Raw genomic sequence first — 15,530 nt, forward strand, 5'->3', positions numbered from 1 at the left:
ATTTTGCCGCAGGTGCATAGTTACAAAACTACACAAAAAACAGTATCAAGCCGCCCATGTGTATAACTCCTGCCTGGCACGAGTGAGAGCAGTATATCGCCAACGAAGGTCTGTAACTTGGTATTCGCCGAAAAGCGGGGCTCGGTGGATAATCACATTGTCCCATTCACTACCTTGTGCTTTGTGGCATGTGAGGGCGTACCCAAAACGCAGCTGGATAGAATTGTAATAGGCACTGCTTTCTATTTTTCCATACGTATGTTTATGCATTTCAGCATGAAAGTGAGTTACTGCTTCATTTTCAAGAAAACCTTTAAATCCCCTTTCGGTATTCAATGTCGAAAGCAAGGTCTTGGTTTCGATGACAAACGGTTTATTATCAGCACCTTGAAATTCTAATTGCACGTCGGCAAAATGTAAATCTGCATATTTTTCGGTTTTGCCAATAGCTCTTACATAGCCCATTTCACCGTTATAAATAGTCCGCCCATTACCTTGCCAAGTTACATTGACAATCACTTGGTCACCTACTTGCAAGCGGTCTTGTTCATAACCAAATTGTTTCCGAATAGCACGATTCCAGTAATTTACGTCGTCATTTGAGTTCGCTATCAAAATAACTTTCTCTGCATTTTGGGGGTCGTATAATCTTTCAAAAAAACAAGCTGTATCCCATGCTTTACCAGTGAAATTCACCTTCAACTTTCGGTTATCTGGCTGATTTTTAGACAAAATACAATCACGCATATAAGTCGCATTGTCCATGATGTATGAATCGCCTTTGGCACGCATGGGTTCACTCAAAAAGTACTCATTACCTGTAAAACTGAACTTCTCAACCATATAATCAAGTGTTAACGCTGGAGAAAAACTCTCGGATTTGTTTCCGTTGACAGGAGGTAATTGGCAAGGGTCGCCTACAAATAAAAACTTATTCTTCGGATTTCCTCGTTTCACAAAGTCCACTAAATCACAGAGTAAAGCTCCTGATTGCTGAAAACGCTCACTTGCAGTTACTTTGTCACTTATCATAGAAGATTCGTCAATAAGATAAACCGTAAAAGCTGATTCCTGATTGAGCTTCGGTAAAAACTTCACGCCCAGTCCATTTTTCAACTGTTCGAGTTTGTAAATTGCCGAGTGAATCGTTTTAGCTGGAAGCATTGAACCCAATGCCAAATTTTTAGCGGCTTTACCAGTTGGGGCAATCTGAACAATATTTACACCTTGCTCCCTTATAAACTTCATAAACTGCCGAGTAAGAAATGTCTTACCAGTTCCCGCCGAACCTTTTAAAATGTGCAGATTCACATTTGAATTATGATTTGTAATAGTTTCCGTGATTCGAGCGAAGATGTTAGCCTGTTGATCGTTGAGAGAAAGCGAAGGAGTATTTAGCATAATTTGAGCGGCTTTTGGTTAGAAGCCATTGCAAAGGTATGTTTCAATATATGCAATTGTTTTGCATACTTGAAGTTTTTTATGTATTTTTGAAAAAAAGTAAAAATGCCCGCTACCAAAGAACAACTAAGACGGCTGATGGAATTAGATAAATTTTTCCAAAAAGGTCAAAAGTGGAAAGTAAACGAACTATTACAAAAACTCTCAAATGAAGCTGATATTCACATAAGTGAGCGAACGTTAAAATATGATTTGGCTTATTTGATTACCGAAAGTCATGGAGAACTAGAATCACGTAAGATTGGCCGTGAATGGTTGTGGGGTTACAAAGGCTTGAACTATTCACATTTCAAAAAATCATTGTTACTCAATGAAGTTAAAGACCTCGCAAAAATGATTGGTACTTTCAAAGAGTGGGGTGATTTACCGTTTTGGGAAGAAATTGAGGTAATGCTCAACCAGTTTGAGACTCGTTTTAGTTTTGAAAACCAAACCAACAGAATGCTAATTGATTTTCAAAAGCCTGTTTCAAAAAATGGAAATTTATGGCTCAAACCTCTCTATGAAGCAATTGATAAGCAACAGACTATACAGGTGTCTTATTTTTCACTTCGTACTAAGAAAAAGATAATTGGAGATATTAGCCCTTATTTGTTGAAAGAATACAATAATCGTTGGTGGCTTATTGGCTTATTTGGTACAAAAATTGTGAATATTGCCTTAGAAACTATCGAAGACGTTCAGATTAGTGGTTTGCCTTTTATTCAAACAGAATCATTTGACCCCAAAACCTATTTTGAAAATGTGTTGGGTGTTACTGTAAATCAAGAAAAAGTAGAAACCATACGCTTGAAAGTTGCCATAGAAAGTGTTGAATACCTGAGAAGTAAACCGATTCATCACTCTCAAAAAGAAACAAAAGAAGATGGAACAGAATTGATACTTCAAGTCGTACCTAATACTGAACTTGAACACATAATTCTACAATACGGATTTGGAATCGAAGTATTAGAACCTCCAACTTTGCGAAAAAAAATAGCCAAAACACTGCGCCTCGCTTTGGCTTTGTATGAGAGTAATTTAAAAAGTTTCATGCGACACTAATCAGAATCTTTGTGTTTTCTTCGCGATTAGCAGCAAAAGCTAATGAAGCTAAAATGTCATCTTGGGTAAGTTGTGGGAAATCTTCAATGATTTCTTCGTGAGTCATTCCACTAGCTAACCAGCCCAAAATGTCCCAAACAGCAATGCGAGTACCTTTGATGCAGGGCTTGCCAAACCGAATTTCGGGATTGAAACTGATCCGTTCTTGAATATTTATCATAGCCTTTCCATTTTTCTTTTCAAATATACGCTTTTCTCGTTGTACACATTAAAAATAAGCCGAGACCCTTCTCAGAGCCTCGGCGTGGTATGAAGTAATTTGAAATATACTATTCTATTGCCTCTATTTTATCCCTAAGTATTGTGACAAGTTTATATTTCTCACTCATTTCAAGTACAGTTGGCCAAATACTGGTAATAATAGTATGAAATTCTTTTAATGAAGCATTGCCGATTTTAACATGAATAACTCGTGGTGGAGGTTGAGCTAGAAGCATTCGGTTTGAAAAGTCCGTATCTTTAGACACAATAGTCATTTCTTTCTCTTTTGCGTAGTTCCAAATTTCCGTATCTGGTGCTGTATTTAAAATATCATTTTGGTGAATGTAATCTTGGGTATTCCATAGCGCAAAGAAATATGGTAAATTCACATCAATCAAGTATTTAGGCATCATGCTACGTTTTTGATTTCGTGAATGACATAGTGTTTTTCCATGAGTTGCAATGCAAATTGTTGACAGGCATTAATGTCTTCAAGCTCAAGCATAGGATATTGATGGAGAAGTTCCTCGGGAGTAGTTCCTGCAAACAAAAACTCTAAGACAGTCTGCACCGTAATGCGCATTCCGCGAATGATAGGTCGTCCATTACATATATCAGGATTAAGAGCGATGCGCTCAGTAATGTAAGTTGTCATGGATATTTTTTGTTTTTTCAAATTTAAGCATTTTTATTAAATCTAGTAACCATACCAAGCCGAGACCCTTTTCAGAGCCTCGGCTTGGTATGAAGTAAAAGGGGAATAGTAATTAAAACGAAATGGTATTTACCGTAGCCGAACTCGACGTCGTGGTGGTTGACTTGAGCGTAGCTCCCGAAGTAGAGTAAGTTCCTCCCGTGTACAATCCCCATCCTGACGAACCACCTACAAAACTTCCTCCTGTGTAGGTACCACCATAATAGATTTTGTATTGGACGTTTTTCTGTAAGCTCGGATTAGAGAAATGGAAGTAGTAATTGCCATTTTTGGGCTTAAAAGTTACCATTTCTTTGCCAGAAGCATCTTCAATATGCAATACCGAACTTGCCGCCACTTGCGCACTTGCGGTGATATACATACTTACTTGGGTGGAGTTTGTACTCATGGCTTTGGTCATTCGGGCATTCGAACCACCCGAAATCAAGATTCCACCATTCACCAGAAAGTTTCCATTTACATCTATTCCCTCTTCGGGTTGGCTAGTTGGTCCACCTACGATTGTAGTTCCACCTGTAATGGTAATGTTTCCGTTACTGTCGATTCCGTCGCTTCCTGCCACAATCAAGATTCCACCTTTTATGTAGATGTTACTGCCGTCGTTTGATTCTGTACCGCCAGTGGTGGTTCCCATACTAGCATTAACTCCATCATTAGAAGAGGTAACATTAGTTATTCCTCCCGCAAAGGTAATCGTCGGTGCTTCTATCCCTTCGGTCGATTTTGTGATGGTGACGGTACTGCCTTCATTTATTGTAATTGACGTTTCTGACTTGATACCATCATCAGTAGCGGCGATGGTCAGCTCTCCATTGGTGATTGAGAAAGCACCATCACTTTTAAATCCTTTTGCCTCGCTAGTATTTGCTGTATTGTAGGTGAATTTTGTACCTGTAGCAGAAATATTTGTTGTGCCACCACTAATAGTAGCAGTGCCATCTACCGAAATCCCCTTAGCTCCCGAACCTGTGCTAGTAACCGTCAGCGTGCCGCCTTTGATTGCTAAGTTTTTGTCACAATTAATCCCTGCTGGTGCTGCAATATCCGAATCGGAAGTATCATAAAAAGCGGCACCAGAAGTTGTGATTTTTACCGTACCGGCTGTCAAAGTAAAATCACCACCGGTTTTTATCCCCTTAGCGCCTTTACCCGACACGTTCAACGTTATGACATCCCCTGTACCAATAGTAGTATAGCTTTCACTTTTGATGGCGTTTCCTTTGTCTCCTGTGGTAGTGACGGTTATTTTCCCACCTTTGACCAAAACGTAAGGTGTAATCGTCGCATCTGTACCCTCATACGAAGCCGTAATTCCGTCATTTACACTGTTGACTGTGATGTTTCCTCCATTTACTGCTACATACCCTTCTTCTGCTTCAATACCATTGCTACCCGCCGCAGAGACCGTAATGCTTCCATTGTCCATTGCAAAATAATCATTGGCATGAATACCATCGCTTACGGCTGATTTTATGATGATGGTGGCCTCACTTACATAAATATAATCATCTGATACGATACCATGCTTATAGTTGGCGGTGACGTTCAATGTTCCGGTCCCCATAAAACTCAATTGTCCTTCACTGAAAAGCGTTCCTTTTTGGTCTTCTGTACTTGTAGTATAAGTGGCGCCATCTATTAAGGTATTGGTGCCAACAACATTGATAGTTGCTTTTTTACTTGATTGAATGTTGATGGCCGGACCGCTACTATTAGTAAGGCTAACTCCTTTTAGCGTAATATTGAACTTGTATTCGCTATAGATTTTAAAACTTCCTTTGGTGGCTGTACCTGATAAAAGATACACAATTTCTTTAGAAGTATTGGTTGATTTTACGGTTACATCTGCACCACTTGTGGTTACAGTGACGCCCTCATTTTGAAAAGCATTGCTGAAAGAAGCACTTGTGCCTGAGTAGGTAATGACGACTGTGTCTTTGGCAGTTGAGGTTGCCCCTGATGCGCTTACTGCTATTGAAATGGTGCAAGTTTGGCCACCAAAACTCAAGTTAAAAACAGCAGTACCTGCCGACGTAGGTGTACCTGCAATGGTATAGACTAGCTTTCCCGCACCACTTGTAAGAGTGCCCGCTGCTAAAGTAGCTGTCAAACCTTCCACCCCTGTAGATGAAGCAGTGGAAGCATCGTAGGTGCCACCGTTGCTGCCTGTATAGTCGAGCGTAGCAGAGCCAGAGTAGGCTACTCCACTGGTAGCCGTGGCAGGTGTAACTGTACCTACTAGCGAAGCCACATTGGCCTTAGAAGCGACTACGGCCAATGCCAAAGTGCAAGTTTGTCCACCCAAATCGATAGAAAAATTGGCCGTTCCAGCGGCAGAAGGCGTTCCGGTAATCACAAAACTAGCTGAACCACTTCCATTTTCTAATGTCCCTGCGGATAGTTTTGCAGTCAATCCCGTAACGCCAGATGAGGCCACAGCCGTACCTTCGGGGTAGGCCGCTCCATTGCCACCCGTATAAGGGACGGTGGCAGTAGCTGTGTACGATGTTCCACTTGTAGCACTTGCAGAAAAGGTCACATTGGCACAATTAAGAGCAGTAATAGTAGCAGATTTCTCGGCTGTTATGTCAGGATCTTTACAAGATTGAAACATCAAGACAAAAGTTATCACAGCACCCACAAGGGCGATTTTTTTTCTATTCATCATATTGGTTCAAATAAAGAGATATTGAAGAGGGGTACAACAATTTTTAAATGAATGCAAGGCCTTGCTGAGAAAGGAAGTGTCTATTTTACGCTTGATAAAGTAGGACTTCTTTCCCTTCACATATCTCATTATACGCTTGTCTATTTGACTGCGTTGCAGAAGCGTTTTTACTGAGGCATCAGTTTATTAAAAAAATGGAGGCCAAAGCAAATTTTGTAATAAAACACTAAGGCGAAGCACTATGAAGTACCTCGCCTTGCCTTACTATAAACCTAAAGTTTTTAATTTTCGTCAGGTGAAATATAACGAGTAGGTCGCCAAGTGTTATTACGGGGGTTGATATCGGGAAGTTGAGAATCGGGGTCAATCGTTACCGACTTCAAAAGCCCTTTGGTAGGGGCCTTGAACGTCCAAGTACTGCCACGTTGCCATATTTCTACGGGCATCGAAACGCGCGTTTTTTTACCACCCGCTTCTTCCAATTCAATTACCGCAGGCATGGCCCACTGTTCGAGGTTTTCGATGGTGATGATGGAACCTTTAGCAGGGCTTTGTTCTACATATTGCACTTCTTTTATGCCTTGGTCGAGTTTATAATTTTCATAGAACCATCCTTTCCAAAACCATCCTAAATCTTCGCCCGCAGCATCTTCCATGGTGCGGAAGAAATCAAACGGAGTAGGGTGTTTGAATGCCCAACGCTTTACGTATTGTTTGAATGCATAATCAAAGCGGTCACGACCTAACACAGTTTCGCGTAGTATTTTAAGACCTATGGCAGGCTTATAATAAGCATCCCAACCGATATTTGGGATTTTGATAACATCTGGAATAGTCAGAATTGGATCTGCACCTTCTCTAAAAAGGGTAGGAGCCAGATTTTGCATATCATCTAGGCGGTCGCGATTGTATTCGCCGTCGTTGAAGGCTTCGGCCGAAAGCATGTTGATAAAAGTGTTAAACCCTTCATCCATCCACGCAAATTTACGTTCGTTATTTCCCACAATCATCGGAAACCAAGTATGTCCAAACTCGTGGTCAGTTACGCCCCAAAGCGCATCTTTTTTGTCGTTGTGGGCACAAAACACAATCCCCGGATATTCCATTCCGCCCACGATTCCGGCCACATTGGTAGCGACAGGGTAGGGGTATTCCATCAAATATTTTGAATAAAACTCCAAGCACCCTTTTACATATTCGGTAGAGCGTCCCCAGCTATCGTTGCCGCTATTTTCGGCGGTATAGAGCGATTGTGCTAAAGCTGGTTTACCACTTGGAAGATTCATTTTGGCGGCATCCCACACAAACGCCCGAGAAGTGGCCCATGCCACATCGCGGGCATTTTGACAACGAAATTTCCAAGTAATCATCCCCGAATCTTTGGGGCGAGATTTTTTGTCTTTGATTTCTTTTTCGCCTCTAATCATCACGGTCTTATCGCTTTTTCGAGCATCTTCCATGCGTTTGAGCTGCTCTGAGGTCATCACATCCGAAGGATTGAGCAATTCGCCTGAGCCTCCTACGATATGGTCCCAAGGTACCGTAACACTATATTCATAATCACCATAATCAAGATAAAACTCTCCTGCTCCCACATAAGGAAGTACGTTCCAGCCTTCAATATCATCAAATACACACATACGCGGATACCACTGCGCTATTTCATAAATGATACCGTTTTTGGTCTCTAGCTTACCCATACGGTCGGAGGCATAGGTAGGTATTTTGAAGGCATAAGTAACTTTTATTTTTAGTATATCGCCCGCTGGTTTTACTGCTTCTGCCAAACGGATTTGCATACGTGTATCTTCAATGATGAATTCGGCAGGGGCAAATTTCCCTTTGCCTTGCTGAATACTTACCGAACTAATAGTGTACCCTCCTTCAAAGCCCATATTTCCGTACCTTCCTCCATTGAGTGGAGTAGTTTTTCCGCTACGAGAATTGTCGTTGAAAGCATTTTGATCCAACTGAAGCCATACAAAAGGAAGCGCTTCGGGGCTATTGTTAGTATAAGTGATTTCTACTTCTCCCGATAAGCTGTTAGCTGCTTCGTCGAGCGTAGCCGCTATTTTATAATCTGCGCGATTTTGCCAATATTTAGGACCGGGTGTTCCACTCCCAGAACGAAACTCATTGGCAGGCTGATAATTGAATAAGGGATTAAATAATACATGAGGGTCATATTTGCTACTAGGATTTTGGGCTTGTGCCGATAAAACCCAACCCAAAAAAAATAAAAAACAAAGTTGGCGAAACATTAGAAATGAATTTACGGTGTGCACTTAAGTGTATGTGATTTTATAATCTGTTTGTTTAAAATCGTCGTGATTGGTTTAATTACTGCAAATTTGCTGAAAAACGAAGGTAAGACACATTTGTTGTATAAAGTAAAAACACAAACATAATCAACAAAATTGAGCTTACTTTCACCCAATTTGGAGGAAAGCTGAATCTGTAAGTTCAATATTTGGTTGTATAATCAAAATAAATGCGTTTGTTATGACTTTAAATAAAATTCCGGTCAATTTGATTACTGGTTTTTTGGGCGTAGGCAAAACTACTACTCTACAAAATATCCTCAAACGTAAACCAGCGGATGAGCGCTGGGCGGTCATTATCAATGAATTTGGGGCGGTCTCTATCGACCATACTCCTTTTGCAGGAGCCGACGAAAATGGTCTTATTGTGAAAGAAATAGCTGGAGGGTGCATCTGTTGTAGTGCCAATCTTCCGATGCAAATGACGCTCACGCTGGTATTGCGTCAAGTAAAACCCCATCGCATCTTAATTGAACCTACTGGCATGGGTCATCCTGAAGCTATTTTGGATATGTTGCGGGGGAAGTTTCTGAAAGATGTACTAGACATCAGGGCTACGGTCTGCTTAGTAGATCCACGTCAGTGGGAAAATGAAGACTACCGCGAACACGAAACGTTTATCGACCAAATCACTCTGGCGGATGTATTGATTGCCAACAAAATTGACTTGGCAGGAGAGACTTTAACTAAAGATTTTCTGGAATGGGCTAAAGCACTTTTTCCCCCTAAAATTTTGATTGGTGCTGTCGAACACGGCGATATTGACCCTAATTGGCTTAATGTAGAGCCTTTTCCTCAGCGTAAAGCACTGCATCCCCATGCTCACGAGCATGAGCACCATCATCACCATCATCATGCAGACGAACTTCCCATTCCTGAGATAGGCAAGCCTCTCATGCGCGAAAGCCACGGCTTGGGTAGGTATAGTTGTGGATGGGTATTTTCGCCTGATGAAGTTTTTGAGCTTCCTTCCCTCAAAAAATGGGTATCTTCTCTTCAAAATGTTGATAGAGTCAAAGGCGCGTTCAGAATCGGTACGGATTGGGTACTTATCAATGCTGTAAGCGGAGAGTTTTCGATTGAATATTTAGCTTACCGCCGCGATAGTCGGGTGGAATGTATTTCGGTCAATCCTCTTCCGTGGAAGACTTTGGAAGATGGCCTCAAAAATTGTTTAATCAAAGAGCCAACTACCCAGGCCGTCTAGTTCGTCTTTACCGATAAAGAAACCTCAACATCATGAAACGTAACATTACGATAGCGTTTATCTCTTTATCGGTATGGATATGCACTGCCTGCGATAAGTGTAAAGACATTGCTTGCTTTACACCTCCCCCTAATTTTGTATTCAAAATAGTAGATAAAAACAACCAAAACATTTCTTCTTCTTTTTCAGAATTCACCTTGAAGTATTCTAAAAACGGTACTGCAAAAGAAGAAAAACTCTCAAAAGTCACCACCGCAAGCCAACAAGCAGCCTTTAGAACCGTGAATTTGGGCTGGGAGAGTACCGATGGCATTTTGGCCGATGTAGTGCTGGATGGGAATGTGAGAGGAAAATTGTTTTGTAAAATGGTGGAAAAAAATGAAGATTGCTGTTCATTTTTTGAGCTAGAAAAATTGACATTTAACGAACAGGCTATTTCGAACCCTAAAGATCAAGAGTATAGTTATCTGCTCTTGGTTCCATGACCGAAAAGCCTCCTATAAAATGGAAGCAACAAAGCACTGGTGGGCAATCTTCATTTTGACAGCAGCTGTTTATATAATATATGCTTATATCCAGCCTATTTATACCTATGCTTTGCTAGACCCTCGTTTTGACGCACACCAATACACTAAGATTTACTATTTTTTCAAACACTCCCTCCCCAATTATCAAGTTTCTTTTCCTTTCAATACCCGTATTTTAGCACCTTGGTTAGCTTCTTTTCTGCCATTTGCGGAGCCTTCCGCCAATTTTATTTGGCTCAATGGCTTCTTCGTATTGCTAACGGTAGGACTATTAAGTACCATTTGGCAACGCCTCCACATCCGACCTTTTTGGAGAGCAGTAGGTATTTTTTGGATATTATTTCATTGGAAAGGTATAATCAGAATGTACCTTCCCGACCCAATCAATGTTGACATCGGAGGTTTTTTATGGCTCACTTCTCTTCTGGGAATTGTATGGCTATCTACTTCGCCAAAACCCGTTCATCACTATTCCCGTTGGGTCATCGCAGCTGGACTTATGTTGGTAGCGATTGTGGGTACGTTGCAAAAAGAGTCATTTATTGCCGCTTTAGGTATAAGTGCGGTTGTTTTTTTTCTTAATAAAAAAAGACTCAACGACCCCTCTACACTTCTATTTACCTTGATTGCTTTGGGAGTATCTATAGGTGTTTATTATTGGGTTAGTATGGTTTTTCCGCCCGCTCACCCCGACTGGCGAAACTCCCCCTCAATCAGTATATTGCGGGGTATTAATCGCTATTTTCAGTCGCCGGAGTTATTCCTCAAACTTCCTATTAGTTGGTTGTTTGCTTTTGGTGGATTGTGGCTAGCCCTTATTACTCCTTTCAACACACAAATCAATGGCACTCCATTTTTATTATTTCTACGGCTTGAATTTTGGCTTTGGATGGTTTTGAGCATCGTAGGTGGTGGAGATACCACACGCATTTTGTTTAATGGCATGCCCTTTATGCTGACCTATTTTTTAATCAGGCTCAATCATCAGCCTTTATGGGTAGGGGGATACATTTGTCTGGCCTCCTTGCCTTTGATGCGACTCTACACCTTGGAGCCTGATTTGGGGCGCTTTCCCACCCAAATGGCTGACTGGTGTGTCGAATGCTGGGAGTTGAGTAGAAGTTGGGGGTATGGAGCGTATGCGATAGTGGTATTAGCGGCTTATCACTATCTTCTGAGTCGCAACTTCTCCTTCCCTAGACACAAATCGAACGATATAGACTCCCATCGCTAGTTTGGTTACATCAAAAGCCGCTTCGACTCCTGCTTTTAAGGCCGATTGGTGTGCCACTAATTGGCCTGTTAGGGAGTATAAATCAATTTGCCCATCCGTAGGGATTTGTGCGTACAAAAAAAGAGAGGTGGGATTTGGATAAGCAATAAATGTCAACGGCTCTCCCGGAATTACCACTTTGGTGGAAGTATTTTTCAAAAATTTAATTCCACCCGTATTACTCCCAATCAGTAACTCAGGAAGTCCGTCACCGTCCAAATCACCCGCCGCTGGAAACAAACCTACTCCTATTTTTAGAAACTCAGTTTGGTTTGTGAAAACATTAAAGATGAGGTTGCTATCGCTTTTCAAAGTTACGTTTGGTTCAGTAAAATTTTTATAAACCCTTAACTGTCCCAACAAATCTCCCATGATAAGCTCAGGCTTGCGGTCGCCATTCAGGTCTGCCACTACCATGCCTTGAGAACGTTTATCAAAATCCACATCTAAGCCCCCAAAAGCTTCGGTTTGGCGTTGATATTGCGGAGCTAAGGTTGTGCCGGTATTTCTATGATATTCTACATTTCCAGTATTTTTGGCTATCAAAACATCCAATTTGCCGTCTTGATCAATGTCGTAGTAAAGAAGGTTTTCTCCGTTGGCAAAATTGTTTGGATTTGGTAATTTGCTCAAACGCGTAGTATCCAGCTGCATTGCTCTTCCGCGCGGGGCATTGTTTGGTAAAAACCTAATATCCATACCTTTGAAAGTATTGGCCCAAAAACCCAAATCCAGCGTACCATCTCCGTTGAGGTCTGCTATAAAAGGTTTGGTATTGACTAAAAACACATTTTCGCTTGTGGCCAAACGACTACTTAAATTCAGATAATCGTCCGTCACAAACTCAAATGTCGCTTGGGCAATACTTCCCACATTTCTATAAAAATAAATACCTCCTCGATAGCCATTCGGCATACGTGTTCCTCCATAACCCACCAACAAATCCAAATCGCCATCGCCATCCACATCTGCTAATAAAGGAGCGGCATTTTCGCCCAAATCAATCATTTCGGATTGCAAAAAATCAGACTGCTGATATGTAAAACGAGGCTGAAGGTTAGTGACTTCATTACGGTAAAACCAATTTGATTCACGCAAATTTATGAGCACATTACTTGCCAAATCGGTACTACTTGGAGAAACTACCAAATCTCGGACACCATCACCGTCTAAATCTTCCACATAAGCCGACGGAAAAAGCGGGAAATTGATTGGCTTTTGAGCCGGAAAATTTGCTTCGACACTTCCAAAAAGTGCCGCCATTCCGTTTCCTCCTACATTTTTAAGTTTGGCTACATTATCACATGCAATATGCCCATGTAAAAAATCTTTGCGACCGTCGCCATCTACATCACCCACCCATAAGGTATTACCAGCATGGTTTAGTTTAGCATTTGAGGTAGGGGCTAAGATTTCACTTAGCGAAAATACATTCGTCTGCGTTATTTCTTGTAGGGGAGCATCTGCGGGTTCGAGATTAAAAATATATTCGTTACAATTGGAAGTAGCGGCGAAACGGCCCCAATTGGTCGTGACTTTTCGAAACACAAAGAGCTGTGTACTTTTCTGCTCTTTACTGAGATTTTGGTGAAGTTCAACGGATGCACCCGTAAAATCAAAAGTGAGAATATCAATATCACCATCATCGTCTATATCAACGATTGCTGGCAAATCCGTGGACGGAACATACAAATTGATATTTCCCGAAAACCCTTGGGTAAGTAGTGGGTCGGCGATTAATTGCCAATCAAAACCATTAGAAGTAGCTATGTTTTTAAAAACCCTGATACCCGCCGTGGTACTTGTAAATAAATCTTTGCGACCGTCTTGGTCATAATCTAACAAAAGCATCCAATGAAGCATACTCGGAAATTTGGCTTCGTATTGGGGCGTATATCTCCATTGAACCTTATCCCCTTGTTTTATGGCCAGAAAAGTAGCGACGTGATGGTTGCTTCTATCAAATATCACCAAATCTTCTATCCCATCATTATCAAGGTGCATTTTTGAAAATTGGGCGCTATTTTGGCCTCCTGCCCACGGGTTTATTAGCTCTTTACCGCCTACTTTTACTTTGACGGAGGCATCCCAACGAAAAGAAAAAGATTGAGCAACCACCTCTACTCTTAGGCCCATAATGCAGCAATGAACTATCCCTACAAAAAGAAGTTTTTTTAAGTCACCTATTTTTGTTAGTATAATCTGCATCATGTTTTGTCAATTTTTTTTAGAATAAACCGTTTTAAACCAAAAACGTTTTTATGATTCAAAAAGTGTTTTTGTATCTCAGCAAATATTGTCTCCTTTACGGTCTTTTTACCTATTCTTTTTCCGTTTTTTCTCAAAAAAAATACCATAATCTTGTCTTGGAAGGGGGAGGTATCAGAGGGATTGCCTACTGTGGTGCCATTCAAGAACTCGAACAACGAGGGCTCCTCAAAGACATCAGGCGATTGGGGGGAACTTCAGCGGGGGCGATTCAGGCATCTTTACTAGCGGTAGGCTACTCAGCAGCCGAGCTTACGGATTTGGTAGCCACTATGAAAATACAATCCTTCAACGATGGTCAATACATTTTTGTGGGCGGAGCCCAACGCCTCATCGAACGATTTGGATGGTACCGAGGAGATGCTTTCAAAAAGTGGATTGGCGAAAAAATCGAACGCAAAACAGGAAATGCTAGTCTGACTTTTGGGCAACTTCATGAGCTTACCCATCAGGATAGCTGTTTTAAAGATTTATATGTAACTGTGACTAATCTTACGCAACAAAAAGCGATGGTGTTGTCTCACGAACATTTCCCCGATTTGGCAATTGCAGATGCCGTAAGAGCGTCCATGTCGATTCCGTTGTATTATTGTGCGGTTTTTATGGATAGCACTGGTAAATTTTATGAACGTCCACCTCGTCATATCGCAGCTGACGTACTGGTAGATGGAGGTCTGTTGATGAACTATCCGATTGGTCTTTTTGATCAAAATCGTTTTTTAAGTTCTCCCAACCCCTATATTAGTCCCGAATCACCCGTTTTTAATGCCGAAACCATAGGTTTGCGCCTAGAAAGCGCGGAACAAATCAAAGCCGATGCTCAAAATTTTGGGCTTGCTCCTTATCCCATTCGTAGTTTTAAGACCTATATGGGAGCTTTTTACAATTTAGTTTCTGAAGCTGCTAATCGATACAATTTTCGTCCTGAAGACCTTCAGCGTACCATCTCCATTGATTTCAAAAATGTGGGAGCTAAGGTTAGAAAACTATCAGAAATCGAAAAAAAGACGCTAATAGATAGCGGAAAACAATGTGTGGGAGATTTTTGCCAACCTATTTCTTCTTTACAACACTGATTTTAGCTCTTCTAAATGCTGAATGTCGTAAGTAGGCTTTGTTTTAAAAGCTAGTTTTTTAGGATTATAATAAGCTGCATCCATTCCAAATCGCATAGCACCCATTATATCCGCTTCCCAATTGTCGCCGATCATTAAACTCTCTTCTTGACGAGCCTGAGCGGCAGTTAACGCAAACATAAAAATCTGAGCATCTGGTTTTTTAGCTCCCGCCTTTTCGTTGGTTATGACATGCTGAAAATAATGCTGAATCCCTGCACTCTCCATTTTGGATGCCTGAATAGAATCAAAGCCATTGGTGACGATGTGCAATTGATAATTTTTTTCGGCACAATAATCCAACAAAGCTACCGCCCCATCCAACAGGTGAGATTTTTGGGGTAACAATCGTAAATACTCTTCTCCCATATCTTTTCCAAAAGCCAGCTGCGGTATTTTGAGTGCTTCAAAAACAAGCCTAAATCGATGCTCTCTGATGTACCCATGCGCAATACGTCCTTGGTCAAAATCAGCCCATAAACTTGTATTGATTTCGATGAAAGTTTTGACAAAATCCCCCAACGAAACCACGCCATGATTAACAAGCTCGAAATTATGATAAATCTCCGTCAAGGACTCAGCCGAATTGCGTTCAAAATCCCAAAGTGTATGGTCAAGATCAAAAAATAAGTGTTTGTAGTTTGGCATCGAATAACGAGTTTTGTGCAAA

13 protein-coding genes are annotated in these 15,530 nt (G+C 41.2%); 5 read left to right on the top strand and 8 right to left on the bottom strand.

What is annotated here, in order from left to right; translation table 11 throughout:
* Positions 1-45: 45 nt before the first annotated feature.
* Entirely contained in the window at positions 46-1,401 is a 1,356-nt protein-coding gene (locus G563_RS0104245) for an ATP-dependent DNA helicase (RefSeq protein ID WP_028664213.1), read from the bottom strand.
* A gap of 105 nt (positions 1,402-1,506) precedes the next feature.
* Between G563_RS0104245 and G563_RS0104250 the strand changes: the two genes are divergently transcribed.
* Entirely contained in the window at positions 1,507-2,505 is a 999-nt protein-coding gene (locus tag G563_RS0104250) for a helix-turn-helix transcriptional regulator (RefSeq protein WP_028664214.1), read from the top strand.
* On the opposite strand, the gene G563_RS0104255 is transcribed toward G563_RS0104250, so the two are convergent.
* From G563_RS0104255 to G563_RS0104280, 5 genes are all read right to left on the bottom strand, one after another.
* Entirely contained in the window at positions 2,492-2,725 is a 234-nt protein-coding gene (locus G563_RS0104255) for a DUF433 domain-containing protein (RefSeq protein WP_028664215.1), read from the bottom strand. The genes G563_RS0104250 and G563_RS0104255 overlap by 14 nt on opposite strands.
* A 109-nt stretch (positions 2,726-2,834) precedes the next feature.
* A complete protein-coding gene (locus G563_RS0104260; protein ID WP_063828379.1) occupies positions 2,835-3,179 on the bottom strand; it encodes a DUF5615 family PIN-like protein in 345 nt (114 codons plus the stop codon).
* Positions 3,176-3,421 carry a DUF433 domain-containing protein gene (locus G563_RS0104265; protein WP_028664217.1) on the bottom strand — a complete coding sequence of 82 codons (246 nt, stop codon included), beginning with the start codon at positions 3,419-3,421 and terminating at the stop codon, positions 3,176-3,178. The genes G563_RS0104260 and G563_RS0104265 overlap by 4 nt, the downstream gene beginning before the upstream one ends.
* 112 nt (positions 3,422-3,533) lie before the next feature.
* Positions 3,534-6,149, bottom strand: a complete 2,616-nt coding sequence (locus G563_RS33690; RefSeq protein WP_084650756.1) for a carbohydrate-binding domain-containing protein — start codon at positions 6,147-6,149, stop codon at positions 3,534-3,536.
* Positions 6,150-6,430: 281 nt separating this feature from the next.
* The gene (locus G563_RS0104280; protein WP_028664218.1) at positions 6,431-8,410 is read right to left on the bottom strand and encodes a M1 family metallopeptidase; all 1,980 of its coding nucleotides are present in this window, start codon (positions 8,408-8,410) and stop codon (positions 6,431-6,433) included.
* 241 nt (positions 8,411-8,651) lie between these two features.
* On the opposite strand from G563_RS0104280, the gene G563_RS0104285 reads away from it, so the two are divergent.
* From G563_RS0104285 to G563_RS0104295, 3 genes are read left to right on the top strand one after another with little or no spacing between them, the layout of a single operon-like run.
* Positions 8,652-9,677 (top strand): CobW family GTP-binding protein, encoded by a 1,026-nt coding sequence (locus G563_RS0104285; RefSeq protein ID WP_028664219.1) that lies wholly within the window; start codon positions 8,652-8,654, stop codon positions 9,675-9,677.
* Positions 9,678-9,709: 32 nt separating this feature from the next.
* On the top strand, positions 9,710-10,162 hold the full coding sequence (locus tag G563_RS0104290) for a hypothetical protein (RefSeq protein ID WP_028664220.1): 453 nt from the start codon (positions 9,710-9,712) through the stop codon (positions 10,160-10,162).
* A 19-nt stretch (positions 10,163-10,181) separates the two neighbouring features.
* Entirely contained in the window at positions 10,182-11,438 is a 1,257-nt protein-coding gene (locus G563_RS0104295) for a hypothetical protein (protein ID WP_028664221.1), read from the top strand.
* Here G563_RS0104295 and G563_RS0104300 read toward each other — a convergent pair.
* Positions 11,358-13,688 carry an FG-GAP-like repeat-containing protein gene (locus tag G563_RS0104300; RefSeq protein WP_028664222.1) on the bottom strand — a complete coding sequence of 777 codons (2,331 nt, stop codon included), beginning with the start codon at positions 13,686-13,688 and terminating at the stop codon, positions 11,358-11,360. The two genes, G563_RS0104295 and G563_RS0104300, sit on opposite strands and share 81 nt — an antisense overlap.
* A gap of 50 nt (positions 13,689-13,738) precedes the next feature.
* Here G563_RS0104300 and G563_RS33695 point away from each other — a divergent pair, with 50 nt between their 5' ends.
* On the top strand, positions 13,739-14,821 hold the full coding sequence (locus tag G563_RS33695; protein ID WP_051210756.1) for a patatin-like phospholipase family protein: 1,083 nt from the start codon (positions 13,739-13,741) through the stop codon (positions 14,819-14,821).
* Here G563_RS33695 and G563_RS0104310 read toward each other — a convergent pair.
* The gene (locus G563_RS0104310) at positions 14,810-15,508 is read right to left on the bottom strand and encodes a YjjG family noncanonical pyrimidine nucleotidase (RefSeq protein ID WP_028664223.1); all 699 of its coding nucleotides are present in this window, start codon (positions 15,506-15,508) and stop codon (positions 14,810-14,812) included. The two genes, G563_RS33695 and G563_RS0104310, sit on opposite strands and share 12 nt — an antisense overlap.
* Between the last annotated feature and the right edge of the window lie 22 nt (positions 15,509-15,530).

It is taken from the genome of Runella zeae DSM 19591, assembly GCF_000423565.1.
Taxonomy (GTDB): domain Bacteria; phylum Bacteroidota; class Bacteroidia; order Cytophagales; family Spirosomataceae; genus Runella; species Runella zeae.